We start from the raw sequence: 26,519 nt of genomic DNA, 5'->3' as shown, positions 1-26,519 counted from the left end.
GCGACTTGTTATGGCACTTAAAAAAACTACTTTACAGCAAATTATCGAAAGTATCCAAGCCAAATTCAATCTTAGTGCACAAGCTGAGAATACACATTATCAACAGATGCCGGCTTTTCAACTAAAACTCTTTATTGAGCAAGCAATTCAAAAACACAAGCCGCTTAGCCTTTGCTTAACAGATCTTGAAGGCCACGAGTTCGTTGCAACGGGATTTATTAGTAAAAATAAGAATAATGACCAAATCTTCACTGTCGCTGATCTTTATGGTGGGATCTCCCACCTCATAATGTTTGCACAGATTAAATATGTAAAAATCGTTAATTTTTCATAGGCAGCTATTTTAATGTCCTGCTAATTCCAGAAATGTTGATGCCTTATTGTTGGGTTACATTTCTTTATAACAGTTCAAGTACCTAAATAAGGCTATCAGGCTGGCTCAAAACTTATGTTTTGTCCAGTCTGATAGCCTTATTTACAATACTGTTATTAATGTACTTTGATTACCAGTCTCAGGCTACAAAATACACTTGCTTTTTAATATAATTCTAAGTACTGATCACGTTCCCATTGTGAAACTTCTTGACGATAAGCGCCCCATTCGAGCTTCTTACCTTCAATGAAGTTTTGATACAAATGAGGACCCATTGCCTTGGCAATCACTTCATCAGCTTCAAGTGACTTCAAAGCATTATGCAAAGTCGAAGGCAAGTCAGAAATTCCATTTGCCTTGCGCTCTTCATCGTCCATTACATAGATATTCCGGTCAATTGGCTTAGGAGCTTCGATTTTATTACGCAAACCATCAAGCCCAGCTTCCAGAATAGCTGCAATTGCAAGATAAGGATTAGCACTAGGGTCAACACTTCGTAATTCGAGACGGGTTGATAGTCCACGTGCAATCGGCACACGTACAAGTGGAGAACGGTTGCGACCTGACCATGCAACATAAACAGGTGCTTCATATCCTGGAACAAGTCGCTTGTAGGAGTTAACAGTTGGGTTAGTAACAGCTGTGAATCCACGAGCATGTTTCAACAAGCCACCTAAGAAGTAATGTGCTTCTTGTGAAAGCTGCATCTCTCCTTTTTCATCAAAGAAAGCATTCCCATCGGCCGTGAAAAGTGACATGTTGATGTGCATCCCAGAGCCATTAATCCGATCAAGTGGCTTTGGCATAAATGTTGCGTGTAATCCATGTTTGCGTGCAACTGTCTTAACAACCAGCTTAAAGGTTTGAATGTTATCACAAGCGTGCAATGCATCTGCATACTTGAAATCAATTTCATGTTGCCCAGGGGCGACTTCATGATGGGAGGCTTCAACGTCAAAGCCCATATTTTCAAGCTCAAGCACGATATCACGTCGGCAATTTTCACCCAAATCTACAGGGGCAAGATCAAAGTAACTCCCCTTGTCATTCAGGCTCATCGTTGGTTTGCCAGTTTGAGGATCCAATTTGAACAAGAAAAACTCAGGTTCTGGCCCAATGTTGAAGTCTGTAAAGCCTAACTCCTTCATTTCTTTCAAAACACGAATCAGATTATTGCGCGGATCCCCAATGAAAGGTGTGCGATCTGCATTGTAAACTTCACAAATAATCCGTGCGACTTTTCCATGTTCACTCCCCCAAGGGAAGATCATCCACGTCGATAAATCCGGATACAGAATCATATCACTTTCCTCGATACGCACAAAACCATCAATCGAGGAGCCATCAAACATCAACTTGTTATCAAGCAACTTATCCAATTGGCTAATTGGAACTTCAACGTTCTTAATCACGCCATATAAATCTGTGAACATTAAGCGTAAAAACTTAACATTTTCTTCCTTAGAAATCTTGCGGATGTCATCCTTGGTGTAGCTAGGCTTTCCCATATAAATCGCTCCTTTTTAAAATTTAGAGGTTCTTATTATGTTTGAAAGGAAACTCTTCTCTCTTGCCCAAACCGCTGACAGAGATAAATTCATCCCGTAAAATTTTACGAACATCTGAATCAGTTAATGGTTTAGCCAACTGTGCTTCTTTTGCAGCACGCTTACGTTCATTTTCAACGTAAATATGCTTAATCCCAGCCATGTTAATGCCTTCATCAAGATAATCTTTAATCTCTAATAAACGATCAACATCATTGAGAGAATACATCCTGCGATTTCCTTCATTGCGTTCGGGTTTTACCAGCTCTTGCTCCTCATAATACCTGATCTGTCGCGCCGACAAGTTTGTTAACTTCATGACGGTCCCAATCGGTAAAACGGCAAGAGAACGTCTGAGTTCCTTTTCTTTCATAACAACCCTCCTAACTCACGCACTAATAATAGCAAGGCGAATTTTAAATGTCAACAGTGAATGTTATATTTTATTACATGTCTTTCTTTTCGTAAAAAATTTCTGCAACTGCCTTACTAATCGCAACTTTCACATGGGAATAAGTTAATCCACCCTGAATATACAGCGTATATGGAGGTCTCATCGGGCCATCCGATGACAGTTCAATGGTTGAACCTTCTGTAAAACTTCCAGAAGCCATAATTTCAGGATCCTCGTAGCCATCCATCACGCTTGGAACAGGGTCAACATATGAATTAACGGGTGAATAATGCTGGATTGCTTGGCAAAAACCGATCATTGCGGTGGGGTCACCAAAATTAACCGTTTGGACTAAATCAGTCCGTGGTGCATCCCAGCGCGGTGAAACAGTCAGACCGATTTTTTCGAGCAGCGCGCTAGTAAAAATTGCTCCTTTAATCGCTTCTCCCGTAACATGTGGTCCCAAGAAAAAGCCTTGGTACATGTCACGTATGTGTCCGATAGTTGCACCTTCATGCTTTCCGGCCCCAGGAACATTTAAGCGATTGCCCGCTTTTTTAATTAAAGCTTTCCTTCCAACAAGATATGCACCCGTTTTGACGATGCCTGCACCTGCATTCTTATACAGAGAACCCGCCATGAGGTCAGCACCATCTTCCGTTGGTTCATGGATCTCAGAAAATTCACCATAACAATTATCGATAAAAATAATGGCATGTGGCAGTCTTGCGCGCACAAATGCAATCATCTCTTTAATTTCAGCTACCGTAAAGCTGTCTCGCAGCGCATATCCGCGTGAACGTTGAATCGCTACAACTTTGATACTGTCATTTTTTTGCAGCTTAGCAGCAACTGTCTTATAATCGACTTTTCCAGTTTTTAAAAGTTTTGCATAATCAAAATTGATCCCGTAATCCAGCATTGTCCCTGGTTCATCACCAACTATTCCAATCACATGCTGAATAGTATCATACGGCATTCCAGTCATGTAAAAGAGAGTATCTTGCGCGCGTAAAATGCTAAAAAGTGCAGTGGCAATTGCATGTGTTCCAGAAATTAATTGGGGCCGCACCATTGCATCTTCCGTATGAAAATAATCGGCATAAATCGCATCCAACTTATCGCGACCAACATCGTCATATCCGTAACCAGTCGACCCCGCAAAATCTTCTTCAGCGACATGATGCTTTCTAAAACACTCCAAAACACGCATCTGATTATAAGTCACCTGTTCATCAATTTCAGCTATCCGCGGCGCAATTTGGCGTTCGACAGCGGCCACCTTTGCCTGTAAATCTTGTGGTAATTCATTTTTCCATGAGAGCTTCATCAATATCTACCCCTTTTCTACCGCCAATTTTTGATTAAAGTCTTTATTTTATCGCTTTCATCATCTTTTGTGACAAGATCAAACCAGTTAACATCCATTTTATTGCGAAACCAAGTTAATTGCCGTTTTGCATAGTGCCGCGAGTTCTTCTTCAAAGCTGCCACGGCCTGTGCCAATGAAATCTCACCTCTAAAATAAGGGAAGAATTCCTGATAGCCAATTCCATGACCGGCTTGCAATTGTTCGCCTCCAGCAACGTAAAGCGTGTGCGCTTCTTCCACTAACCCAGCAGCGAGCATCAGGTCGACCCGTTTTTCAATTCTTTCATACAGTAATTTGCGCTCTGTATTTAAGCCAATGATCAGCGGTTCAAACTCAGAACTTGCCATATCATTTTGTTCAGAAAACAAGTGACCTGTTTTTTCAAAAACTTCAAGTGCCCGGATAACACGACGTTCATTATTCTGTGGAATTTTCTTGGCAGCCACAGGATCAATTTGCGCTAAATGTTGCCACAACTGCTCCTTGCCATATTGCTGCGAAAAATTTCGCCATTTTTCTCTGATTTTTTCGTTTTGTTCGTACTGGTCATTTCCTAATTTGAAATTATCCAGTAACGCTTGCAAATAAAAACCGGTTCCACCGACAATAAATGGGAGTGCACCTCTGGCTGTAATTGCCTGAATCTGTGCCCGACAAGCTGTAACAAAGTCTGCGACGGAAAAACGTTCATTAATCTGTCTAATATCAATTAAATGATGCGGAATCCCCTTTTTTTCTGAAGGAGTTACTTTAGCAGTTCCAATGTTTAACCCGCGGTAAACCTGCATTGAATCACCCGAAATAATTTCTCCGTTGAACTGGCGGGCCAAAGCAACTGAAAGGGCTGTCTTGCCAACTGCAGTCGGTCCTACTATCAATACGATTTTAGTCGCCATTTCAATTTTCCATCCTTACTATTAATTTTTATTCATGAATTACACGCTTAAAACTGGAAATCCAACCCCAAAACCTGCATAATTGAGAGTAGAAGCAGGTAAAGGAGGTCACCCCAATGAAACCATTTAGCAGAGGATTTATACTCGGAGTAGCAACGACCATTAGTGCTGCAGCAGGTTGCTTTTACGCTTTTAAGCGTACAGTGGTCGAACCGATCGAAGAAAAAGAAGAAATGATCGCTGAGCATCGCAGACGTGCTATTCGTAAAATGCACTCATCACATCAAGGCTAACAGCAAAAAAGAGGCTCTGACATTTTATTGTTAGCCTCTTTTTTTTCGTTTTAATAAACCAGATCTATTTGGATAAAAAACTTAACTTCTTTTTTTTACCCGTCCATCCCATTTATCAAAACCGTTTTTCAGAATATAAATGTCCGTGTATCCATCTTTATGCAGCCTAACAGCAATTCGTGTACTAAGCGACTTTCCTTGATCATAAAGGTAAACTGGCATATCTTTGCGAATTGATTCTTTCATAATTTTAAACTGCGCGTAAGGGACATTTCGCGCTCCCATAATATGTCCTGCATCAAAATTATCCTTATCACGCAAGTCGATAATCTGTGCAACATGCATCCCGTGACGAAATTCCTGGTTCTCAAGAAAATGAGCTACTCTGCGCCCTTGATACCATAAGTATAACTGATTGCCCAAAATATAAAGCATGACGACAATCAAAATAATGTCAATAATTCCCCAAATTGAGATTGCTTGTAAAAACATTTGACTTTCTCCTTTCACACAGACTACTTAAAAGTCAATGCAAGTGAGGCAGCTCCAATTACACCTGCTTCATTTCCAAGTTGAGCTAACTTAAGCGTTGTCGTTTTCTCAACAACCGGAAAAGCAAATTCTTGAAAATATTTATTTACTCGTTTTAGTAGATACTCACCGGCTGCCGAAACTCCCCCACCGATTACTACGAATGAAGGATTCAAAAGATTAGCTAAATTTGCACAGGCTAACCCGAGATAGTAACAGACACGTTCAACCACCATTTTACCAAGTAAATCCTCTTTTTTGGCTAAGTCAAACACAATCTTAGACGTGATTTCTTGCCCATCATCAAGCATCTGCTTTAGCTTTGAGTTGCCGGCAAATTCTTCTGCCATATCACGTGCCACTCTGACGATTCCAGTTGCAGAGGCATAAGTTTCCAAACAACCATGATTGCCACAAGTACATAAATAGCCCTGCGGTTGCACAATCATATGTCCAACTTCACCAGCAGCCCGAACACCATGGAGAAGCTTGCCGTTTGAGACTAAGCCGCCACCGACCCCGGTTCCAAGAGTGATAAATGCAACTTCACCATTATTTTCGCCAGCACCTTTCCAACGTTCACCTAAAGCCGCCACATTCGCATCATTGTCAATTGCAAATGGAATCCCCGTTTCCTGTTCAACTACTTTTTTTACCTGCTGCAGGGTCTTCCAATTTAAATTATAAGCACCAATTACAGTTCCGGCATCCAGATCAACCGTGCCTGGGGAACCCATACCAATTCCGACAAATTGTTCCACTTGCATGTTATAAAGGGCAATATGATGATTAATTGAAGAGACAATGTCTGGAACGATATGTGTCCCTTCATCTAAAATATTGGTTTCAATACTCCATTTTTGCTGAATTTCACCTTCTGTGGTTAAAATTGCAAACTTGATTGTCGTGCCACCAAGGTCAACTCCAATTAGCTTTTTATCCATTAAAAAACCTCCACTAAAAATCCGTTAATTCATTTTGATGTTTTTCTTCAAATCTGTGTTCTCTTGTCAGGACCAGCTTTGCCGTAATAAAAGTTGGATCATCGATTACGCCAGCTTTATGCAAATGATCAAGTTCTAAGGCCATCAGTTCAATGTCCCAGATCCGTTTCCCCACATAAACAAAAATCCCGAAACGCTTTAAGAGTTGCTGCACATCATAAAGTGTCTTCACGAAAACACCTCCAATTAATTATAAAGGAAACTCTCAGCTTTTAAAACCCACTGATAGCATCAACACACATAAAATCAACAAGGTAACCAAGCTGAGAACTCTTTTTACCAGCGGTACACGTCCAACAGCCGGTACGCCAACACAGTAACCTGCCAAAAAGCCACCAAACAAGCCGCCTAAATGGCCTGCTAAGTCAACATTCCCAAAAAATCCGAAAATAATATTTATTCCGACAAGAAGCAGAAATTGGCGCGCCATCAGACGAATATAGGTGTTTTCCCAAAAAGATTCGCCCATCATCAGGAAGACCCCAAATAACCCAAATAATGCGGTACTAGCACCTGCCGATAAGGCATTTGGATTAAATGCAAAACTCGCAATATTTCCCATAATGCCACTGATAAAGTACACCAGTAAAAATCTACCGTGTCCTAAAATTAACTCCAGCTGACTGCCGATAAAATAAAGGGTTACCATATTTAAAATCAAATGTTCAAAACCGATGTGCAGAAACATTGGGGTTACTAAGCGCCACCATTGACCTGCTAGAATTAAACTGTTTACTTTGGCGCCAAATGCGACCAAAATTGAAATCTGCTGACTGCCGCCTAATAATGTCATCAATAAAAAGATAAAAACATTCACGGCAAGCAACGCATATGTCACTACCGGTTTACGGATCAAAGCCATTGTACTTCTCCTTTTTCTAGATAGTCAAAACTTGCTGCACAATTTGATCTGTTGTTGCTGTCTGCCAAGCAGCAGTCGTAAAAAAGCGCTGTCTTTCAGCAAGTGCGACTGTATCTCCTGTAAAACCTGCCAAAAATCTATCATAATATCCCCCGCCATATCCGATCCGCTGACCTTGTGCGGTAAATGCCAGCCCAGGAATAATCAACAAATCTAATGCGTTTTTGGCAACTTTTCTTTCCGTTAGAGCAGGTTGCCAGATACCAAACGAACTTTTTTCAAGTTTGCTTGTTTTTTGAAGTTCAAAAAACTGCAGTTGTCGCTGGGGTAAAGTCCGCGGAAGGCAGATTCGTTTATGCTGCAGCCGTGCCTGTAAAATTAACGGTTTCGTGTCTATTTCGCCCTTTTGGCTCAACGTAAGCCCAATTGTTTGTGCTTTTTTCCAACACGAAAGTGCAAATAGCTGTTCATATAAACAAAGTTCCTGCGCTTCTTTTTCCCAGCTATTATCTGCTCGTACCAACTTAGCTAACTGAGCTTGGCGAATCTCTGCTTTGTTCACTGCCGCCGTCCCCCTTGCTTAGACTGTTTAGATAGTAAAAGAGACCGGGAGACTTATAATCTGCCCAGTCTTTTTTAATGAATAGCAACACGTTTTTAAATTCAGTGATAGCTGTTTTTAAAAATAACACCTGCCGCTGATAGAGACGAGCAGATGTTATACCAAAATAGCATCTGTCAACACTATTTTGTTTCGCGATGCAATGTAACCTTTCTATCACGTGGACAATATTTATTTAACTCTAAGCGATCAGGGTTGTTACGCTTATTTTTGCTTGAGAGATATGTCCGTTCATGACATTCTGTGCATTCTAATGTGATGTGTACACGCATTCCTAACCCTCCAAACTTTGCTAATTTCGAAAATATTTAATCTTCAACGTTACTATGATACCATCTTTTTTTCAGTGAAGCTAGCGTTTTTTGTAATTTGTTAAGTAAAACACCTTGACAGAGTCTTCTGCCAACTATTGATGCCCATCGCTAGACTCAACATATTTCCAATACGCCGAGTAAATCTGGCTGACTGCCTGTGAATTAATCTTACTTGTTGTTTCCCCGGCCATTCCTGGGAATGCAATTGCGACCACTACCTGCGGATTCTTTGCGGGCGCGTATGAGACTGCACTCAAGGTTTCTGTTTCAGTACTTCCATGGAAAGTTTGCGCTGTCCCTGTTTTAGCGACTACTGAGGGCTTTACATTTGCTAAAGCACTCCCTGTCCGTAATGAGCTTGAACCATGCACAACATTCCAAAAGCCGGTTTTTACAACGTTCCACTGGCTGTCAGTAGCACTAACAACATTCAAAACATTTGGGGTAAATTCATACTTAACTGCACCCAACGTACCATCCTTGTTAGTTCCGCGAATCGACTGTAAAATGTGCGGCTGCAGGCGATAACCACCATTGGCAACAGTCGACATATACTGTGCCAATTGAATAGTAGTATAAGAGTCGTAGTTCCCAAAGGACAAATCCAGCGCTTTACCAATACTCGACTGGTTAGAAGGTCCCTCAAATCCAGTAGCCTCTCCCGGAATATCAATCCCTGTTTTCACACCTAAGCCAAACTGGTTAAAGTATCCTCGTAACTTAGAAAAAATCGAGGTTGGCAAACTTAAAGCTGCATTGTCACTATACTTAAAGCCACCTTCAAGCATCGCCAATTGCATCATATAGGAGTTAGATGAAACCATTAGTGCATCAGAAGCGGTTAAGGCTACATCCGCGCTCCCTGTTTTATTGAACCAAGATGACTTGGTTGCAGTTGCTTGCAATTTAATGGGTTTATCAGTCAACGTACTACTGCTAGGAGTAATCACATTTGACAATAATGCACCCATCACAGTTGCACCCTTTACGACCGATCCCATAACATAGGTCTGATTAATTGCACCTAAAGCATTTTCACTAATCTTACCGGTTTGAAGATTGCGGTTGACTCCTGCCAAAGCATAGATCGCTCCAGTATTAGGATTCATTACAACTGCATACGCACCTGGCAGATATGGATTACTGCCTGCCACACTCTCAACTGAACTCTTCATAATATCTTGAACTTTATTCTGAAATTCAGAATTAATTGTTAAAACAACGTTATCGCCCTTTTTACCGCCATAAGTCTTAATCTCTTTGGTAATCTTATCGTTTTGAGTTTCTAATGTGGTAATTGACTTTGTACCCTTCAACACATTTTCATACTGTGATTCAATGTAGCTCGAACCCACACTGTCATCGCGTGAATAACCCTGTGCGAGCAAACTGTTAATTTCGTCGCTGGGTAATCCTTGGCTACGACTTGTCACTGTTCCAATTACACTTTTAACCGAATCCCCATTCGGATAGCTGCGCGACCAGCTTGTCCCGATCTTGATTCCCGGCATCAAGGACAAGTTCTCACCCACTTTAGCCATTTCAGTGTCACTAACATCTGCATACTTAAGATAGACTGTCGAAAGTGAGTAGGCACCATTCATCTTTGAATAGACAATTGCTGCTTCTTTTTGTTTATCTGAAAGCCCATTTGCGAGCCCTTTAGCCTTCACATATGCCACTTCACGCTGATAAAGAACACTAGTACTGAGCTTGGCGTAGCCCGGGATCTTTTTTTGCACACTTGTAAGATGCGCCGGTAAAGCCAAATAATAATCTGCCTCATTTGCCGGTGTAATGTTTGAGGTATCAATTGAAACATACTTAACTAAATCATTTGCGATCCGATACATTTGCGTAGCAGTCACCGTCAGTGGCTTAGTGTATGTAATCGCGCGCGAAGCACTATTTGAAACCAGTGCTTTGCCGGTCGAATCATAGATCATACCCCTTTGTACACTTTTCGTTTCCGTTTTGGTATCAGTACTGCTGACTTCAGACTCGAACTTGGTTCCATGCACAATCTGCAAATATGCAAGTTGTCCTAATAGAGCCGCAAACAGCAAAAAGACCACCAAAAATAAAAAATTCAGCCGAAACGGAATTTGCGACTTTACTCTTTTGGGTTTGTTTCTTTTTCTTAGATATTTCAAAATTACTAACCTCACATCACTCAAAAAACTTGATCGTGTTATCCTAGACTTCAGATACTCACGTAACATTATTCATGTTACCATACAAATCATAAGTTTCTTAGACTACTTGTTAAACTTTAATAAAAATTATGCGCTTGTACAAATCCAAAAACAAGTCTGTATAATAGAGTTATTAACTATGAACTTTAAAAACGTTTTTAGGGGTGCAAAATGAGAACAAAATTAACGCAGTTTTGGCAAACTAAATATCCTTTATTTTTAAGCTTCTTTATCCCAGTAATTATTATGCTAACGTACTTTATCTCACGCGGAATGTCTCCTTTTGGAAAGAGCAGTCTGCTGACAGTCGATTTAGGTCAGCAGTACATTGATTTTTTTGCTTACTTCCGCAGAGCTTTGCTACATGATCCCAGCAGCTTCTTTTACTCTTTTTCAAAAGAAATTGGCGGAAGTATGATTGGTGAATGGGCATATTATCTAATGAGTCCTTTTAACCTGATCTTCTTATTTTTCCCTCAAAAAACATTACCAGCAGGCATTATGCTTGTCACTTTAGTCAAATACGGGTGTGTTGGTTTAACTTTTTGTGCCTTACTTAGGAAAAAAATGCCCACACAAAAAGTTACCCCCCTGCTTTTTTCAACCTGCTACGCACTGATGGGCTGGTTTGTCGCTAACCAACTTAACTTGCTTTGGCTGGATGCAGCAATCTTTTTGCCTTTAGTCATTCTTGCACTTGATTCATTGTTGCAGCAGCAAAACAATTGGCATTATCCTGTTTTGCTTGCAGTTTTATTGATTGACAATTACTACATGGGATATATGGTCTGCATCTTCTTAGTTGCTTACTTTTTCTGGTATCTGACAACCAAGCGCCTGACCCTGCGCGAAAATGCTGCTCTTTTCCTGCGTTTTGCACTCAATTCACTGCTCGGAGTCGGTCTGGCAGCTATTATTTTACTACCAACTGCCTTTTCTTTAATTGAAAGTAAGGGGCAGTATACCCAAAACTTCATCCACTTCAAATTTGAATATGCTCCTTTAAAAATGCTTTCCAAATTTATTGTAGGTGCGTTTAATTTCCAACAGATGCCTTCTGGTTATCCTAATTTATTTATTGGTTCGCTAGCTTTGATCGGCTTCTTAACCTATTTTTTAAATGCAAAAATTGGCTTACGCGAGCGGCTCGCGGCCTTGCTTATTAGTATCTTTTTATTTCTTTCACTTTGTTTTGAACCCCTTGATCTATTCTGGCATGGAATGCAGTTTCCAGTTTGGTACCCTTATCGTTTTTCGTTTATCGTTAGTTTTTGGATGCTTTTGCTGGCAGCACGCTCTTTGCGCGCGACATTGCACTTAGAGGCTTGGAAAGTCTGGCTGTGTTTTCTTCTGTTTGCTTCATCCTTAACGTATCTTTTGTTGAACATTAAAAAATTCAGTTTTATTTCAAATGAAACCTTGCTTTTTACGGCAGTTTTTGCCACTTTAACGCTCGCAACACTGGCCTTCACCCCAAAGCCTAAATATGCACGCGTCAAGTTTCTTTGGCTGTTTGTACTTGTAACAACCGAGATTACTTTAAATGCATGTTTATCACTCAATAACCTGAGTTATCTGACGGCCAAGGAATACACGCAACCCACGACCGCACTCATGCAAGACAGCAGTTATTTGAATAAACGAGATCACGCTGCATACAGAACTGGACAAGTATATAGCAGAACTAAAAATGATGGGATTGCTAATTCGTTAAACACTGGTTCATATTTCAGTTCTGCGCTTGAAAAAAGTATTCCTGATTTTTACGGCATGATCGGGAATCCCGATGGCGATAATTACGTAACTTATTCAAATGGAACAATGATCACAGATTCTTTGCTTAACATGAAGTATTTTAGCGCACCCAAGGCATTTTCAGAACTTAAGAATGGGCAACCATTGCAGCAACTAACTGAAAAGCCCGACTTGAAAGCATACAAAATGATTAAGAGTAATTCTTTAACACGTCTTTACCAAAATAAATCAGCACTTGGTTATGCCTATCTTGCTGATACCAGCTTAAAATCTTTCTCTGGTTTTTATGACAACCCACTCGAATACCAAACTCAATGGTTAAATAATGCCACTGGTACCAAGGGATTGGCGTACTTTACAGCTCAGAACTTCAACGAGGTTGTCTTTCAAAATATCAGTCAGCAGACAAAGCTGACTAATACAATTTTCCGCCGCAAAGATCTTACAAAAGATGGCCAAATTATTTTTAAGTTCACCCCGACTACAAATGATTCCTATTATCTGACGCTAGGACCATCATTAGATGAAGATAACGTTACTTGGTACCTCAATAACCGTCAGTTAAATCAATACGGAACCTTCCGTCATGCTGTTGTGGTTAACCTTGCAAACCATGCAAAAGGCCAGGAAATCGTGTTAACGGCTAAATTAAAAAAATCGTCGCTGTGGTTAAATAACTTCGTGCTTTACCGCATGAACAATGCGGTTGTCTCGCAAAAACTTGCGACACTCAAAAATCGAACAGTCAAATTAACCCAGAAATCGCAAAGAAAGTTTGAAGGCTATTATGAAGCTAAAAACAACCGACTGCTGTTAGCCACCACTATTCCATATAGTAAGGGCTGGCATGTTCTAGTTGACGGGAAGAGCGTTCCAACTTTTAAAGTGCAAAATACTTTCTTGGCAATTAAAGCGGTTAAAGGCAGACATACACTCAAGCTTACCTTTACCCCACCTTATTTTGTGATTGGCTGTCTAATTTCCGGACTCTCAATCTTAATTGTAGTGTATTTGTCTATCAGGCCTCGGTTTAATAAAAGACGACGCTGGTCCGAAAAAGACCTCTAGTTTAAAAATGTATCCTGAAATAAACTAAAACAACGCCGTGTGCCGAGCAAGTTGCTTGCAAATTTTTGGCACGTTAACGGTCCATTAACTGACTGAACCGTTCAACATCTTTTTTGTAACCGACGACTAATAAGCTGTCATTTAACTTAAGGGCTTCACTCGGAGCTGGTGAAATTTCCACTTCTTCTTTACGCCGGACAGCAATTACGTTCAACGCAAAATTTTTACGAAAGTTAAGCTCGCTCAAGGATTTTCCAATTAAGGTCTTTTGCGTAATTTTAATCTCTGCCACTTTGATCTCAGGAGAAAGGTCTAAGTAATCCAGCATGTTCTTGGAAAGCAGGTTACGCCCAATTCTGATACCCATGTCGCGTTCTGGGTGGACAACTTTATCCGCTCCCAATTTAGTCAATACGCGTGCGTGGTACTCATTTTGAGCCTTGGCTGTTACATACTTAACACCTAATTCTTTAACCATTAAGGTTACTAAAATACTAGCTTGGATATCCTCACCGATGGCAATCACAACATGATCAAAATTGCGAATTCCGAGTGCTTTCAATGTGTGCTCATCTTGAGCGTCTGCGATCACAGCTTGAGTTGCAATCTCTTTGTAATCATTAACACGAGCTTCATCCTTATCAATCACGAGCACCTCGGCACCACCAGCGATCAAGGTTTGACAGATACTTCCACCAAATCTGCCTAGGCCAATAATTGCATAATTTTGTTTAGTCATTTGTTCAGCTCCAATCTCTATGTCTATTTATACCTCTAATAACGTAAAAATGGGAGCAAAGCACATGTTGCGGTTGGGCCTTCTTATCACCAAAGCACCATTTCTATTGATATAGAGATTATAAAAATACAAGAGAGTGTTCCATAAGTCGGGAAAATTTGAGTGTTAACTCGAAATTACTCATAGCGAGTACTTTGCTATGAGTAATTCGGAGTTAGACGGAAAATTTTGACTTATGGAAGACGTTTATACGAAATAAAAGAGAGTGTGTGTGACATAAGTCGGGAAACTTTTGAGTGCTAACTCGAAATTACGAACATAGCGAGTACTTTGCTATGAGTAATTCGAAGTTAGACGGAGAATTTTGACTTATGGAATACGTTTATCCGGAATACAAAGAGGGACTTTGACAAAATTTAACTTTTGTCACAGCCCCTCTTGTGTTTTTTCTATTTGCTGTTAGTGCTCAAAGTCTCCCACTGCTTGTCGACACTTCTCCTTTAACGTGCTCCAACCACCAGCCTTTTGTGCCTAACTACAAATTGCACATAGTCAAAAATCGACTACTTTGCAATTTGCTGTTAGTGCTCAAAGTCTCCCACTGCTTGTCGACACTTCATTTTAGTAATTCATTAAACTCAAAACATCATAGTCCTTAATCTTTTCGCGGCCCTTTAAAGCGTTCAATTCAATAATAAAAGCACATCCAACCACGACACCGCCAAGCTGTTTTACCAAATCAATTGTTGCCCCAATTGTTCCACCAGTTGCAAGCAAATCATCAGTGACTAGTACCCGCTGTCCCGGTTTAACAGCATCTTTATGCATGTAGAGCGCAGAAGTGCCATACTCCAATTGATATTCCGCCTTAACTGTTGCACGTGGAAGTTTGCCCTTCTTGCGTGCAGGTGCAAAACCAACACCCAGTTCATAGGCAACCGGACAACCCACGATAAAGCCACGGGCTTCAGGACCAACAATCATCTCAACACCCTTATCGCGTGCAAATTGGACAATTTGAGCGGTTGCTTGTTTATAGGCCTCTCCATCAGCCATCAGTGGCGAGATATCACGGAAAATAATTCCCTTCTCCGGGTAATCCGGAATACTTGCCACATACTCTGTCAAATCTAATGCCATTTTTTTAAACGCTCCTTTAAATTAGACTGCCGAAAGCTGAAAAAGCCACTTTTTCAAATCGGCTGTTTTGCTAGTCAATAATACCTTTTCAGCCTGAAGCAGTTGTTGTCTTGAACGATAACTGGGTGCTTCTTTTAGGTTGACCGTTTGATGAGCAGGACATCCTGTCATCAAACCTTTTTCTATTTTAACAAATCCGACTTCAAAAAACACCTGCAATGTAAACGTCAGTAACTCTTTTCTTATTTTAAGATAATCTGCAACTTCTTGCAGTTGATTTTTCAGGTCAATATTTTCATGCGTGATTGCAAAGCGGTAAACACGTGCCAACTGCGCGCGTGTAGGCATCCCCACTTCATATACCGGTTTATACGGGTAGAAAATAGCGGTAAGACGTGTATACGAAACTGTCTGTAAAAGCTGCTCAAGTTCTGTCAACGACGGCGGACAATCAACAACAATCAACTCACTAAACTCAGCCTCAGCCGGTAAAGACTCCAAACCGGTGACCTGAACCGCAGCGGGAGGCAAATATCCGGCCAATTTTTGTTGAATTCTTTGATTAAAGAAAAAATAAGTTCCATTTTTCGTGAAAAGTTGTGGTGTAAGACGTTTTGTCCGTAGATCTAGAAAGGCAGGCTGCCGATCCGCTAGATCGCAGATTAAAATCTGTGGTTTGGTCTGGCCTCGCCAAGTATTTTCTTCTATTTTTCCTACAAACTCTATGCTGGCAGCATCTTGCAAGAGATCCGCACGCTGATCTTCAATTGAAAACGCAAGTGCCTCAATCTGTGTCTTTTTTCCAGTTAATGTTAATTTGACGTGATTCTGTTTTTGCCCTAATAAACGTAAGCCGTGAAGCTGATAGTCTTTAAATGCAAAAACCGGTTGCGGATTTTCCGGACCAAAAGGTGCCAGTTTTTTTAAATCAGCAAGTAAATTCTCATCAATTTCATCAAGTGAGAGTTGAGCGGCGATCTCCAATGTCCCTTTTTGATCGAGCTCAAGCTTTTGCTTTTGTGCCTCTTCATCAAGAGCGGTTTGCAACATTGGTAATTGTTCTGGGTCTAATGAAAGCCCACACGCCATGTGATGCCCACCAAAACTCTGAAATAGTTTGCGGTGCACATCCAGTGCTTTGAAGAGGTGGAAAGCTTCAACTGAACGCCCTGAGCCCTTTGCCGACTTGCGGTCAGCATCAATTCTGAGTACAAGTGTTGGCTTACCTGTTTTCTCAACCAGGCGTGAAGCCACAATCCCTAAAACACCTTCATGCCAATCTGGAGCAGCAATCACATTCACCAAGTGTGTCTCAGAAACAGCATCCAGCTTTTCAAGTGCCGCAGCTGTGATTTTTTCCACCAGTTTTTGCCTTTTTTGGTTCAATTTTTCTGTCTGAGCAGCAATCTGTGTAGCTTCGGTTTCATCCAAAGTAGTCAGCAAGCGTACTCCCGGAGTAGCACTTTCAAGCCGGCCAAGTGAATTCAGCCGCGGCGCAATTGTAAACCCGATCTTTTGTTCATTAACTGTTTGTGGCGTAATTTGAGCAGCACGCATCAGCGCTTGCAAGCCCAAACGTTGGGTCTGCTGTAAGGCCTGCAAGCCAAATTGGACAAGCATCCGATTTTCACCAGTCAGTGGCACAAGGTCAGCCACCGTTCCAATTGCAACCAAATCTAAGAGTTCTTGCGGAACTTCATCCAAAAGAGCACACGCAACTTTAAAAGCCACTCCTACACCTGCTAATTCTGCAGTTGGATAGGGTTGTGCCGGATGACGTGGGTGCACAATTGCGAAGGCTTTTGGCAAATTCAACGGCAGTTCATGATGGTCAGTAATAATTACATCAACCCCCGCAGTCTGTGCCGCCGTAATTGCAGCCATTCCGCTAACTCCATTATCCACCGTTATAATTAGTTGTGTCCCCGCTGTAATAATTTTTTGGTAAGCCGCTTGATTAGGCCCATAGCCATCAATAAAGCGGTCCGGAAGATAATAATGAACATCTGCCCCTAGTTGGACGAGGGTCTCATACATCACAGCAGTACTCGTGATCCCATCAGCATCATAATCACCATAGATCGTAATCTTTTGCCCTTCAATAATTGCAGTTTGAATTCTATCAACCGCTTTGTGCATGTCATGCATTAAAAAGGGATCTACAAGATTTTCTGGACGCGGGTGCAAAAAAGAATCGAGCTCTTCTTTACTTCCCAACCCGCGTTCTAATAAAAGCCCTGCAACAAAGGGACCCACGGCGAATTGTTGTTCAATTTGTGCTATTTTTTCAGGATCATGGGTAACCTGGTTCTGTTTCCACACATAACGTGACTCAAACAAGCATAATCAGCTCCTACTTAACTAACGATTATCTTCACTTTTTACAGCAGCAGCCGTCTTTCCGTTCAATCTGCGTTGATATTTAGACTGTGTCTCTGCTAATTTTTGTTGATACTCTTTTTCAGCGGTAAGCTTTTCTTCCTGACGCTGAGTTTCTTTGTCTTTAAGTTGCTTTTTCAGTCCCATAATTGTGACAGTTGAAAAAAGTGCAGCTACTAAGGCTCCCACTAAAAGTGAGATCACCAACAGTAAGACTAACGGTAAACTGAATTTACCAAAAATAAAATTAACTGCCACATCCTGTGTATTAAGTAGTGCAAAAATAATGACAATTAATGCTAATACCAAAGCTAAGATCATTCTCCACTGATTCTTCATGTTATCTGCTCCCCTACTTCTTATTAAACAAATCTCCTGCTAAATAATCCCCCACATGCGGAAAAAGTTCATAAAAGTGATGTGCAACTTCAAAAATAAATGGTAAAGTCAATTCTCTGCGGTTCGTTCCTACAGTGCTGACTATTTTTTGAGCAAGTTCATCAGGTTCGAGCACCAAAAAACCGACTTTTTTTAAATACTCGCCTGATTTGTCGGCCAAGTTAAAAAAGTTAGTCTTAATTGGTCCCGGATTAACTGTTAAAACTGAAATTCCCAAGGCTTTTAATTCAAGCCGCAGTGCATTGGAATATCCTAGCACCGCAGCTTTAGTAGCAGAATAAACCGCTGACTTAGGGGTTGCGATCTTTCCGGCCACGGAAGCGACATTAATAATCGCCCCCCGCTGTCTACGTGCCATTTTGAGCGCAACATACTTTGAAAGATACATCGTCCCCAAAACATTAACTCGAAACATTTTTTCAGCGATCTCCATTTCAAAGGACAAAGCATCTTCCATTAAACCAAAGCCAGCATTGTTAACCAAAATATCAATCGGTCCAAGTTCACTTTCAACTTGAGCTACCAATCGTTCGATCTTCTTAGGTTGGGCAACATCCAACTCTTTGGGAATTGAAATGCGCCCTGAAAGTTGCTGGCACTTTTCACTGACTTCTTCGAGTTTTTTTAACCTGCGTGCACAAACAACCACAATAGCACCTTGACGTGCAAGTTCATATGCGATTTGTTCCCCAAGACCTGAAGAAGCTCCGGTAACAACTGCAATTCGATTGCGTAAATCTTTCAGCTGCTTATAACCCCTCATTATCTATCCTCCTACTTCCGCGAAAATGGAATGAAAAAAGTGTCAAAATCGTTAGCCAGCGTCGTTTGCTTAAAAACTGTCCGTGCATCTTTTTCAAGCTGCAGCGACTTTAATCCCACGTAACGAGCTGAAATATGCGTCAAAAATAATTTACCGACTTGCGCCTTTTGAGCAACTTTGGCAGCTTGAATGTTTGTGGAATGATAATAACTGAATGCTAGCTGACTTTCATCTTTGCCAAACGTACTTTCATGAACAAGCGCATTTGCGTGCTGTGCCAATGCAAGCACGTTAGGGGTTTGTCGCGTGTCCCCCAAAATAGTTACAATTCTTCCGCGCTTAGGTTGGCCTAAGTAGTCCTTACCGTTGAGCGTACGTCCATCCGGCAAAACAACCTTCTCACCAGCTTTAAGCTTTCCATATAGCGGCCCAGAAGGTACTTTTTCTGCCCGTAAACGGTCAACCTGTAATTCACCAGGATAGTCACGCTCCACAATACGAAAACCAAAGCACTCAATTCGATGATCCAGCCGAGCTGCAAACACTTGAAACTTTGAATTCTCGAATAACAACCCTTCTTCATCAATTTCAACGTATTTAATCTTGTACGTCAGTTTTGACTGTGAAAGACGTAAACTTGTTTGCACGTACTCTTGAATACCTTTTGGACCATAGATTACCAATTGACCTAACTTTTCAGCTCCCTGAAATGAGCGGCTGCTCAAAAAACCCGGAAGGCCAAAGATATGGTCCCCATGCAAATGAGTGATAAAGATGCGCGCAATTTTGCGCGGCTTAATCGTCGTACGCAAAATCTGATGCTGCGTCCCTTCACCTACATCGAAAAGCCAAATTTCATTAATTTCTTCAAGCAGCTTCAAAGCAATGCTCGTAACATTGCGTGCTTTTGCCGGTGAACCGGCTCCTGTTCCTAAAAATTCAATTTCCATAAACTTATCCAATCTATTAAGCCACAAGACAGCTTAAAATTAATAATACCTTTTTTTATTTTAACATCAAAAAATAAGCTGTCACCATCTTAATTTAAAAATGATTGCCTTGTTTGCTAAAACAACCCACATTATAATATACAGTAAACCTTGAAAGGAGGTTAACTATGTATCTGTCTGACCTTTGTACTCTCACTGCAGACTTAAACAAAGAATTACGCTTATTCTTCGAAATCGAAAAAAACACCAAAACTCCAATCACAAATTTTAACATGGTACCCACTACTGGACTAGTCTTCAGCACCGCCTTGGGTAAACAAAAGGCGCTCAAGCTAGGTGAAGTCCCGGTTTTATTTCATGATTCAGCAGCCCCTGTTACAGTTTTCATCCAGTATGCAGGTCATAACTATCCAGTCTTAGGCTATCGCATTATCGCCAATGGTCTTGTTTTTAATGGGTTGGCACTTCAAAGTTCGTAGTTAAGACAAAAAGATCTCAGCCGCCAACAAAGTGACGCTGAGCCTTTTTATTGGTCTTCACAAGGTAAACGCAGATTTACTTAGAAGAACTTAACATTTCCTTTGCAATAAAGCCGCTGTAATAATTAAGGCCATACTCGTTGGGATGCACATTATCTGCGTAAAACCACTCTGGATGACGATTGCTGTAATCATACCAGTCAATAATTTTCAGATTATGATACCTAGACGCCGCAGCCTTTAAAGAGTCGTTTACCTGATTTTGCCAACGACGCGTAGGAACATGTGTGTTAATCCAAAAGACTTGTCTTTTCCCAACTGCCGCCATAATCTGATCTAATTCATCATCTGAAAAAGGTCCATTTGTTCCAAGGCTCAACAAGACAGTATCCGCCAATTTTCCATTTTGAGCAAGTCCTTGTAGAATTCCAATCGCATCGCGCGGCTGGCGGCCAACCTGCGCATCAACATACATTCGCGGAAAAATTCCTTGTAACTTAACTGCTCCATCAGCCATAACTGAATCTCCAACTGCCGTCACGTTCAAGTTTTGAGCTTGCTGTTTTTGACGATCAGTCAGTTCTTCAGACTGCTGTGACTGTTGCTTACTGTGCGCCGTGTCAGCTGAAGAGCTTTGCACCTGCGAACTTTGTGCTGCACTTTGCTTAGTAGCAGCTTTCTTTTGTTCACGTGCATTTCCACTTGCAACCTTGCGCTGATTACTTTCGATCACTTTTTTCAATTGTTGCGCGGAACTATTTGAAGCTGAAGATGGTTGCGCAATGGCTCCCACTAACGCAAGAACACTCAAGAGCACCCCGGCACAGACCCATAAACGGCGCCAACCATAGCGTGAATTTCGCTGAAAAAACTCACTGATAACTTCACCAGTCCGGCGATAGTCAAAGTGCTGAAGTGGTAACTCAAGATAAACATAAGATAAATGACTAATTCCAATAATGAGCGCAATTTCTACCAAACTATGCAAAACGGGATGTGCTGCTACATTCGCAACTCGGGTTTCATAAAAAATCATTACAGGAAATTGATATAAATAGATCCCATAACTTCGCTTACCTACCCAGCTGAAAACAGGATTGGACATAATTCGATTTAAATCTGCTCCCGGATGAACCACAGTTGCCACTAGGACAGCAGACAAGAGTGTAAAGAAGAACATCCCACCATGATAAGTCAGATCACTTTCACCTGGCATCTTGAAGAACAAAATAACAATTAACAGCAGTGCACAGATCCCGGCAGCATCCAAAAACCAACGTGCTTGAGTGCTGAGCCGTTCTTTTAAACTCTTGCTTGGCCAAATAACCGACAAGGCTGCTCCCAGAAGAATTGCAAACATCCGGGTGTCGGTGCCAAAGTAAATTCGTGAAGGGTCTTGTCCTTGCCGATATAACACTGCCATCATCAACGCCGACACAAAGGCTGCCACAAAAATAACATCAAAAACCGGCTGCTTTTTGCGTAATAAGACCCACAAGACTGTTAAAATCAGGGGCCAAAAGAAATAAAACTGTCCCTCAATTGAAAGCGACCAGAGATGCGTAAAAGGCGACTGTGCTCCAAAGCGATCAAAATAGGACTGTCCCTGTCCAAGTTGTACCCAGTTATATACATATAACAAATTAGCAATGATCGTTCTCCGAATATGAACTAACATATCCCGCTGAAAGAGCGTTATATAGGCACTTGTCCCGATTACCATTGCTACCAGAGCCGGATAAAGACGTCTCATCCGTCTTTGATAAAATTCCCAAACGTGAACTTTTCCGTATTTTTCAATCTCTTCATTCAAAATATCCGTAATCAGATATCCAGAAAGTACAAAAAAGATAGGCACCCCAAGATACCCGCCTTGAATATTATACGGAAATAAGTGATATAGAATTACCCCAAGAACGGCTAACGTCCGGATGCCGTCAAATCCAGTGATATACCGACGTTTTTTTGTATTTACTCCCATTTATCTTAACCTCAAAAACATCCAACTGCCTTTTATTCTACGAATTCAAAAGTGAATTTATCAATTCTGACATGATCGCCTGGTTTAGCACCACGCGCACGCAATGCATCATCGACACCCATCCCACGAAGCTGTCTAGCAAAACGCATTATGCTTTCATCGTGATCAAAGTTAGTCATCTTAAAGAGCTTCTCTAGCTTAGATCCCCCAAGAACCCAAGTTGCATCTGGATCACGTGTAATCTCAAAATCTGGCTGCTCTCCATCTTCAAATTGATAAAGCTGTTCATCGCTAGTTGTTTGCCGCTGTGCCAGAGTGGGAAAGGCCGGTGTCTTATCTAACAATGCAGCAGTCTTAAGCAAAAGTTCCTGCAGTCCTTGACGTGTAACGGATGAGATTTCAATAATTTCAGGTTGTTGTGCCAAAATTTGTTGTTTTTGCATTTTTTCCCTGAATTGACGCAAATTAGCTGCTGCTTCTGGAAGATCCATCTTACTAGCAACCACAATCTGTGGTCGCTCTAAAAGTAGTTCATCGTAACTTTCCAATTCTTGGTTGATTTTGATAAAATCATCGTAAGGATCGCGGCCATCAAAACCGCTCATATCTATCAAATGCAGAATAACCCGGGTCCTTTCAACATGCCGCAAAAATTGAATTCCAAGTCCAACACCTTGGGAAGCCCCTTCGATTAGCCCCGGTAAGTCAGCCATCACAAAATCACTGCCATTTTCTAGACGCACCATTCCTAGGTTAGGCACAAGTGTGGTGAAATGATAAGCAGCAACTTTTGGCTTTGCACTTGTAACTGTCGCTAACAAGGTTGATTTTCCAACAGATGGAAATCCGACCAAGCCAACATCAGCTAAGACTTTTAGCTCAAGTTTCAAAATGCGCTCACCGCCGGGTTCACCGTTTTCAGCAATCTCAGGTGCTGGATTGCGAGGACTTGCAAAGTGAATATTGCCACGGCCGCCACGACCACCTTTAGCGACTACCAATTCGTCTCCTTCATGCAAGAGATCACCTAGAACTTCACCAGTTTCTTCATCAGAGACCGTTGTACCTTCAGGAACAGCAATATACAGATCATCAGCACCTCTGCCATACATCCCTTTAATCATTCCGTTGCCGCCGCTTTTAGCTTTAAAATGCCGATGGTAACGAAAATCCATCAGGGTGCGTAATCCTTCATCTACCTTTAAAACTACACTGCCGCCCTTGCCACCGTCACCGCCGGCAGGTCCGCCATTTGGAACATACTTTTCTCTACGGAATGCCACCATTCCATTGCCGCCGTTTCCGGCCTTGACATTGATCTTAACTTGATCAACAAATGCCACTTCTGCTCACCTTTCTTTCTTTTCAGACCTAAAATAAAAATACAAAACTTCATTAATTAATACACAGCTTCATTAACTTCCAAGAAAAAAGAAAAAATGAACTTCTCTCATCCGTTCTGAAAACTACCAAGCCTCACTATACCAGTTTTTTTGCAGCTGGTCAAAGAAATGAAAAACGCCTTCATTTGCTTTAATACAAAAATCATTTATAATTTATCTATTGTAGCTAATGATTAAAAATAGTGTTTTTTGCCCGAGGAGTGTCTACCATGCAAGAACGTTATCAAAACTTAAAAATAGCACAAAGAGGCGTTCTCTTAAATATCAGTGCATATATTGTACTCACACTTTTAAAACTGGTTGTAGGACAGCTTAGCCATTCTGCAACCCTAATTGCCGATGGTTCTAACAATCTGACAGACGTCTTCTCGTCTTGTGCCATTATGGTCGGTTTACGCTTAGCTCAGCGTCCACCTGATGAACATCACCAATACGGCCATTGGAAAGCAGAAACAATTGCCACTTTGCTTGTCTCCTTTATCATGCTGCTTGTAGGCTTGAGTGTCCTTTACTCGTCCGTTCAGGATCTGCTCTTTCAAAAGAGTACAACCCCCGATATCCATGCTCTTTTTGTGGGTCTCTTTAGTGGAATTGTCATGTTTATAATCTATCTGCGCAATAAAAAGCGGGCGGCATTAATCAATTCCGAAGCGCTGGGCGCGATTGCAAAAGATAGCCGCAACGATGCCTGGACTAGTTTCAGCACTTCAGCTGCCATTATCGGTGCAAACTTCCACATGCCTTGGCTAGATGGCGCCGCCGCACTCATTATCGGCCTTTTAATTTTAAAGACCGCCTACAATATTTTTTCAGCAAGTGCTTTTTCACTTTCTGATGGATTCGATGATGATCTACTGGATGAGTATACGGCCGCTGTTCAAAAAATTGATGGAGTGGAACTTGTTCATAATATTCAAGGCCGTTCTTATGGTGCAAATATCTTTGTTGACATTATCATTTGGGTTGACCCGCAGATGACAGTCAGACGCAGTCATCACATTACTGAGAAAATAGAAAGTCTATTGCGTCGCAAATATGGGGTCTTTGACACAGATGTACATGTTGAACCGTGGGACATCGACTACGAACCACAACTTCCAAACGAACTTAATAGTCACTAAAAAAACTATTTAAGACTCAGCTTGATCATCTGGGCAACTTTTTTTGAGATTCCTAACGATTGAATCTCATTAACAGGAGCCTCGGTGATCTTTTTCATTGACCCAAATTTGCGCAACAGCTTAGTCCGTGACTTAGGACCTACACCCGGAATCAGATCCAGCCTTGATGAAAGCGAGTTTTTGGAGTGTGCTTTACGATGAAAAGTAATCGCAAAGCGGTGCACCTCATCTTGAATCCGTTGCAGCAAGTAAAAGCCCTCACTTTTGGGATCTAACGGAACTTTTTGGAAAGCAGCATTCATCAACGCCGCTGTTTTGTGATGTTCATCTTTAACCATCCCAGCAACAGGAATTGAGAGGTTCAATTCATTTTGTAACACATCAATTACCGCTTCAACCTGGACAATTCCCCCATCCATCAAGATTAAATCCGGGAGCTGCGCATGTTCCTTTAGCAAACGACTATAGCGCCGTCTGATTACCTCACGTGTACTTGCGGCCTCGTCTGCATGTGTAACTGTTTTAAGTTTGTATTTACGATACTGATCTTTTTCAGGACGCCCATCAATAAAACAAATCATTGCTGAAACTGGATCTGTCCCTTGCAAGTGAGAGTGGTCAAAAGCTTCAATTCGATGGCCTTGCGGCAAATGGAGGGCCTGTGTTAGCTCATCCATTGCACCGGTCGTCTTGCGGTCATCAAGTTCAAGTAAGCGAAATTTTTCATCTAAAATCAGCTTAGCGTTTTGCTGGGCTAATTGCATTAGATCCCGTTTAGCGCCTCGTTGCGGAGTCTTCACCGGAATCTTGAGAATCTCTGCCAGCACATCTTGTGAAACGCCGGTAGGAACCAAAATTTCTTTGGGCAAGATTCTATTTTTTTGATTGTAAAACTGTAAAATAAAGGATTCCAGTTCAGCTTCAGGCTTATCAATGCATGGAAAAAGTCTTTTTTCACGTTTAATTAACCGCGCTTGCCGGATAAAGAAGATCTGAAGCGAAAGCCAGCCCTTATCCATATAAAAGTTGAAAAGATCACGCGGCGTATTATCATTCGAGATAATCTTTTGTCGCTCAACTGTGACCTCAATATAGTGGATCTGGTCGCGTACTTCTGCAGCTCTTTCAAATTCCAGCTTAGCCGAAGCATCACTCATCTTAGCTTCAAGTGTTCTTTTGATGTGACCCACATTTCCATTCAGAAAGGACTTAATTTTCCTAATCTGTCTTTGATATTTTTCCTGTGGTACCTCTTTAAAACATGCGCCTAAACATTGGCCCATATGATAATAGAGGCATGGACGTTTTTGGTAACCATTGCAACGCCGTAGAGGGTATACCTTTTGCAGTAGTTGAATTGTTTCTTCAGCTGCATATACATTGGGATATGGTCCAAAATATGAACCACCGTCTTTTTTGATTTGACTGACAATTTTAAGTTGCGGATCTTTTTCATTAGTAATTTTGATATACGGATAACCCGTCCCTCTTTTTAACCGAATGTTATAGTAGGGACTATGCTTTTGAATCAGTGTAATTTCAAGCAAAAAGGCTTCCTTATCTGTCGAAGTGATGATTGTTTCAAAATCACGGATTTCGGAAACTAATTTAGCCGTTTTACCAACATGCGCACTTTTAAAATAAGAGCGCACCCGATTCTTTAGATTTTTTGCTTTGCCCACGTAAATAATTTTGCTATTAAGATCCTTCATAAGGTAGCATCCCGGTAAATCTGGCAGCAACTTTAATTTATTTTCAATATGTTTTGTTGCCATTTTTAATTTCACCTCGTCTATTAATAAAACACTTCTAATATTATAGTACAGTCTGCCACAACTTTATAGAATAAAAAAGCACCTCCAAAAATTGGGCCAAACAGCCATGCAATTTTGGGGTACTTAATAAGTATGAGTCAAATCAGTAAGGCTAATTGTGAGCT

At 41.2% G+C, this 26,519-nt stretch carries 25 protein-coding genes; 5 read left to right on the top strand and 20 right to left on the bottom strand.

Annotated elements, in window-relative coordinates; genetic code table 11:
- Positions 1 to 10: 10 nt before the first annotated feature.
- Positions 11 to 334: a hypothetical protein gene (locus FD50_RS02080; protein ID WP_054757315.1), complete on the top strand. Its 324-nt coding sequence runs from the start codon at positions 11 to 13 to the stop codon at positions 332 to 334.
- 203 nt (positions 335 to 537) lie between these two features.
- Here the strand turns inward: FD50_RS02080 and glnA are convergent, their stop codons facing one another.
- From glnA to miaA, 4 genes are all read right to left on the bottom strand, one after another.
- Positions 538 to 1,881 carry a type I glutamate--ammonia ligase gene (gene glnA / locus FD50_RS02075; RefSeq protein WP_056959936.1) on the bottom strand — a complete coding sequence of 448 codons (1,344 nt, stop codon included), beginning with the start codon at positions 1,879 to 1,881 and terminating at the stop codon, positions 538 to 540.
- Positions 1,882 to 1,903: 22 nt separating this feature from the next.
- The gene (locus FD50_RS02070) at positions 1,904 to 2,293 is read right to left on the bottom strand and encodes a MerR family transcriptional regulator (RefSeq protein ID WP_054757314.1); all 390 of its coding nucleotides are present in this window, start codon (positions 2,291 to 2,293) and stop codon (positions 1,904 to 1,906) included.
- A gap of 73 nt (positions 2,294 to 2,366) precedes the next feature.
- Complete coding sequence (locus FD50_RS02065; protein WP_056959935.1) at positions 2,367 to 3,644, bottom strand: methionine gamma-lyase family protein; 1,278 nt, start codon at positions 3,642 to 3,644, stop codon at positions 2,367 to 2,369.
- Between the two features lie 17 nt (positions 3,645 to 3,661).
- A complete protein-coding gene (miaA, locus tag FD50_RS02060; protein WP_056959932.1) occupies positions 3,662 to 4,582 on the bottom strand; it encodes a tRNA (adenosine(37)-N6)-dimethylallyltransferase MiaA in 921 nt (306 codons plus the stop codon).
- Positions 4,583 to 4,698: 116 nt separating this feature from the next.
- On the opposite strand from miaA, the gene FD50_RS12430 reads away from it, so the two are divergent.
- Positions 4,699 to 4,875 carry a DUF3042 family protein gene (locus FD50_RS12430; protein ID WP_082610396.1) on the top strand — a complete coding sequence of 59 codons (177 nt, stop codon included), beginning with the start codon at positions 4,699 to 4,701 and terminating at the stop codon, positions 4,873 to 4,875.
- Between the two features lie 81 nt (positions 4,876 to 4,956).
- On the opposite strand, the gene FD50_RS02055 is transcribed toward FD50_RS12430, so the two are convergent.
- From FD50_RS02055 to FD50_RS02030, 7 genes are all read right to left on the bottom strand, one after another.
- Positions 4,957 to 5,367 carry a rhodanese-like domain-containing protein gene (locus FD50_RS02055; protein WP_056959931.1) on the bottom strand — a complete coding sequence of 137 codons (411 nt, stop codon included), beginning with the start codon at positions 5,365 to 5,367 and terminating at the stop codon, positions 4,957 to 4,959.
- 23 nt (positions 5,368 to 5,390) lie between these two features.
- The gene (locus FD50_RS02050; protein WP_054757309.1) at positions 5,391 to 6,350 is read right to left on the bottom strand and encodes an ROK family glucokinase; all 960 of its coding nucleotides are present in this window, start codon (positions 6,348 to 6,350) and stop codon (positions 5,391 to 5,393) included.
- 13 nt (positions 6,351 to 6,363) lie between these two features.
- Positions 6,364 to 6,582 carry a YqgQ family protein gene (locus tag FD50_RS02045; protein WP_056959930.1) on the bottom strand — a complete coding sequence of 73 codons (219 nt, stop codon included), beginning with the start codon at positions 6,580 to 6,582 and terminating at the stop codon, positions 6,364 to 6,366.
- Positions 6,583 to 6,615: 33 nt separating this feature from the next.
- Complete coding sequence (locus FD50_RS02040; RefSeq protein WP_056959928.1) at positions 6,616 to 7,272, bottom strand: rhomboid family intramembrane serine protease; 657 nt, start codon at positions 7,270 to 7,272, stop codon at positions 6,616 to 6,618.
- A 16-nt stretch (positions 7,273 to 7,288) separates the two neighbouring features.
- On the bottom strand, positions 7,289 to 7,834 hold the full coding sequence (locus FD50_RS02035; RefSeq protein ID WP_056959926.1) for a 5-formyltetrahydrofolate cyclo-ligase: 546 nt from the start codon (positions 7,832 to 7,834) through the stop codon (positions 7,289 to 7,291).
- A 182-nt stretch (positions 7,835 to 8,016) separates the two neighbouring features.
- Positions 8,017 to 8,166: a 50S ribosomal protein L33 gene (gene rpmG, locus FD50_RS12425; protein ID WP_082610395.1), complete on the bottom strand. Its 150-nt coding sequence runs from the start codon at positions 8,164 to 8,166 to the stop codon at positions 8,017 to 8,019.
- Positions 8,167 to 8,300: 134 nt separating this feature from the next.
- Positions 8,301 to 10,361, bottom strand: a complete 2,061-nt coding sequence (locus tag FD50_RS02030) for a peptidoglycan D,D-transpeptidase FtsI family protein (RefSeq protein ID WP_056959924.1) — start codon at positions 10,359 to 10,361, stop codon at positions 8,301 to 8,303.
- Between the two features lie 213 nt (positions 10,362 to 10,574).
- Between FD50_RS02030 and FD50_RS02025 the strand changes: the two genes are divergently transcribed.
- Positions 10,575 to 13,226, top strand: a complete 2,652-nt coding sequence (locus tag FD50_RS02025) for a YfhO family protein (protein WP_056959922.1) — start codon at positions 10,575 to 10,577, stop codon at positions 13,224 to 13,226.
- Positions 13,227 to 13,299: 73 nt separating this feature from the next.
- Here FD50_RS02025 and FD50_RS02020 read toward each other — a convergent pair whose 3' ends face one another.
- The 6 genes from FD50_RS02020 to rnz form a co-directional block, all read right to left on the bottom strand.
- Complete coding sequence (locus FD50_RS02020) at positions 13,300 to 13,965, bottom strand: potassium channel family protein (protein ID WP_054757304.1); 666 nt, start codon at positions 13,963 to 13,965, stop codon at positions 13,300 to 13,302.
- Positions 13,966 to 14,586: 621 nt separating this feature from the next.
- Entirely contained in the window at positions 14,587 to 15,105 is a 519-nt protein-coding gene (locus FD50_RS02015; protein WP_054757079.1) for an adenine phosphoribosyltransferase, read from the bottom strand.
- A 21-nt stretch (positions 15,106 to 15,126) separates the two neighbouring features.
- A complete protein-coding gene (recJ, locus tag FD50_RS02010; RefSeq protein ID WP_056959920.1) occupies positions 15,127 to 17,445 on the bottom strand; it encodes a single-stranded-DNA-specific exonuclease RecJ in 2,319 nt (772 codons plus the stop codon).
- Between the two features lie 21 nt (positions 17,446 to 17,466).
- Complete coding sequence (locus tag FD50_RS02005) at positions 17,467 to 17,823, bottom strand: LapA family protein (RefSeq protein ID WP_056959918.1); 357 nt, start codon at positions 17,821 to 17,823, stop codon at positions 17,467 to 17,469.
- A gap of 13 nt (positions 17,824 to 17,836) precedes the next feature.
- A complete protein-coding gene (locus FD50_RS02000; RefSeq protein ID WP_056959916.1) occupies positions 17,837 to 18,646 on the bottom strand; it encodes an SDR family NAD(P)-dependent oxidoreductase in 810 nt (269 codons plus the stop codon).
- Positions 18,647 to 18,657: 11 nt separating this feature from the next.
- On the bottom strand, positions 18,658 to 19,596 hold the full coding sequence (rnz, locus tag FD50_RS01995) for a ribonuclease Z (protein WP_056960111.1): 939 nt from the start codon (positions 19,594 to 19,596) through the stop codon (positions 18,658 to 18,660).
- A 167-nt stretch (positions 19,597 to 19,763) separates the two neighbouring features.
- Between rnz and FD50_RS01990 the strand changes: the two genes are divergently transcribed.
- Positions 19,764 to 20,075: a hypothetical protein gene (locus tag FD50_RS01990; RefSeq protein WP_054757077.1), complete on the top strand. Its 312-nt coding sequence runs from the start codon at positions 19,764 to 19,766 to the stop codon at positions 20,073 to 20,075.
- A 76-nt stretch (positions 20,076 to 20,151) separates the two neighbouring features.
- On the opposite strand, the gene FD50_RS01985 is transcribed toward FD50_RS01990, so the two are convergent.
- Together FD50_RS01985 and obgE are read right to left on the bottom strand one after the other, a co-directional pair.
- A complete protein-coding gene (locus FD50_RS01985) occupies positions 20,152 to 22,056 on the bottom strand; it encodes an acyltransferase family protein (RefSeq protein WP_056959914.1) in 1,905 nt (634 codons plus the stop codon).
- A 32-nt stretch (positions 22,057 to 22,088) separates the two neighbouring features.
- Positions 22,089 to 23,342, bottom strand: a complete 1,254-nt coding sequence (gene obgE, locus FD50_RS01980; protein WP_056960108.1) for a GTPase ObgE — start codon at positions 23,340 to 23,342, stop codon at positions 22,089 to 22,091.
- A 326-nt stretch (positions 23,343 to 23,668) separates the two neighbouring features.
- Here obgE and FD50_RS01975 point away from each other — a divergent pair, with 326 nt between their 5' ends.
- Positions 23,669 to 24,580, top strand: a complete 912-nt coding sequence (locus FD50_RS01975) for a cation diffusion facilitator family transporter (protein WP_056959912.1) — start codon at positions 23,669 to 23,671, stop codon at positions 24,578 to 24,580.
- A 5-nt stretch (positions 24,581 to 24,585) separates the two neighbouring features.
- Here the strand turns inward: FD50_RS01975 and uvrC are convergent, their stop codons facing one another.
- Positions 24,586 to 26,355, bottom strand: coding sequence for an excinuclease ABC subunit UvrC (gene uvrC / locus FD50_RS01970; protein WP_056959910.1), 1,770 nt, complete (start codon positions 26,353 to 26,355; stop codon positions 24,586 to 24,588).
- Between the last annotated feature and the right edge of the window lie 164 nt (positions 26,356 to 26,519).

This window comes from Liquorilactobacillus satsumensis DSM 16230 = JCM 12392 (assembly GCF_001435195.1).
Taxonomy (GTDB): domain Bacteria; phylum Bacillota; class Bacilli; order Lactobacillales; family Lactobacillaceae; genus Liquorilactobacillus; species Liquorilactobacillus satsumensis.
This window is presented reverse-complemented; position numbering and strand designations above follow the sequence as displayed.

What these genes read in the sequence shown, in the direction of transcription:
- FD50_RS02025 (WP_056959922.1), top strand. Translation starts at nt 10,575, where the DNA reads ATGAGAACAAAATTAACGCAGTTTTGGCAAACTAAATATCCTTTATTT.
- glnA (WP_056959936.1), bottom strand. Translation starts at nt 1,881, where the DNA reads ATGGGAAAGCCTAGCTACACCAAGGATGACATCCGCAAGATTTCTAAG.
- rpmG (WP_082610395.1), bottom strand. Translation starts at nt 8,166, where the DNA reads ATGCGTGTACACATCACATTAGAATGCACAGAATGTCATGAACGGACA.
- uvrC (WP_056959910.1), bottom strand. Translation starts at nt 26,355, where the DNA reads ATGGCAACAAAACATATTGAAAATAAATTAAAGTTGCTGCCAGATTTA.
- FD50_RS02015 (WP_054757079.1), bottom strand. Translation starts at nt 15,105, where the DNA reads ATGGCATTAGATTTGACAGAGTATGTGGCAAGTATTCCGGATTACCCG.
- FD50_RS02080 (WP_054757315.1), top strand. Translation starts at nt 11, where the DNA reads ATGGCACTTAAAAAAACTACTTTACAGCAAATTATCGAAAGTATCCAA.
- FD50_RS01975 (WP_056959912.1), top strand. Translation starts at nt 23,669, where the DNA reads ATGCAAGAACGTTATCAAAACTTAAAAATAGCACAAAGAGGCGTTCTC.
- FD50_RS02020 (WP_054757304.1), bottom strand. Translation starts at nt 13,965, where the DNA reads ATGACTAAACAAAATTATGCAATTATTGGCCTAGGCAGATTTGGTGGA.
- FD50_RS02055 (WP_056959931.1), bottom strand. Translation starts at nt 5,367, where the DNA reads ATGTTTTTACAAGCAATCTCAATTTGGGGAATTATTGACATTATTTTG.
- FD50_RS02070 (WP_054757314.1), bottom strand. Translation starts at nt 2,293, where the DNA reads ATGAAAGAAAAGGAACTCAGACGTTCTCTTGCCGTTTTACCGATTGGG.
- FD50_RS01985 (WP_056959914.1), bottom strand. Translation starts at nt 22,056, where the DNA reads ATGGGAGTAAATACAAAAAAACGTCGGTATATCACTGGATTTGACGGC.
- FD50_RS02000 (WP_056959916.1), bottom strand. Translation starts at nt 18,646, where the DNA reads ATGAGGGGTTATAAGCAGCTGAAAGATTTACGCAATCGAATTGCAGTT.
- FD50_RS02050 (WP_054757309.1), bottom strand. Translation starts at nt 6,350, where the DNA reads ATGGATAAAAAGCTAATTGGAGTTGACCTTGGTGGCACGACAATCAAG.
- FD50_RS01990 (WP_054757077.1), top strand. Translation starts at nt 19,764, where the DNA reads ATGTATCTGTCTGACCTTTGTACTCTCACTGCAGACTTAAACAAAGAA.
- FD50_RS12430 (WP_082610396.1), top strand. Translation starts at nt 4,699, where the DNA reads ATGAAACCATTTAGCAGAGGATTTATACTCGGAGTAGCAACGACCATT.
- obgE (WP_056960108.1), bottom strand. Translation starts at nt 23,342, where the DNA reads ATGGTGGCATTCCGTAGAGAAAAGTATGTTCCAAATGGCGGACCTGCC.
- FD50_RS02040 (WP_056959928.1), bottom strand. Translation starts at nt 7,272, where the DNA reads ATGGCTTTGATCCGTAAACCGGTAGTGACATATGCGTTGCTTGCCGTG.
- FD50_RS02005 (WP_056959918.1), bottom strand. Translation starts at nt 17,823, where the DNA reads ATGAAGAATCAGTGGAGAATGATCTTAGCTTTGGTATTAGCATTAATT.
- rnz (WP_056960111.1), bottom strand. Translation starts at nt 19,596, where the DNA reads ATGGAAATTGAATTTTTAGGAACAGGAGCCGGTTCACCGGCAAAAGCA.
- FD50_RS02065 (WP_056959935.1), bottom strand. Translation starts at nt 3,644, where the DNA reads ATGAAGCTCTCATGGAAAAATGAATTACCACAAGATTTACAGGCAAAG.
- miaA (WP_056959932.1), bottom strand. Translation starts at nt 4,582, where the DNA reads ATGGCGACTAAAATCGTATTGATAGTAGGACCGACTGCAGTTGGCAAG.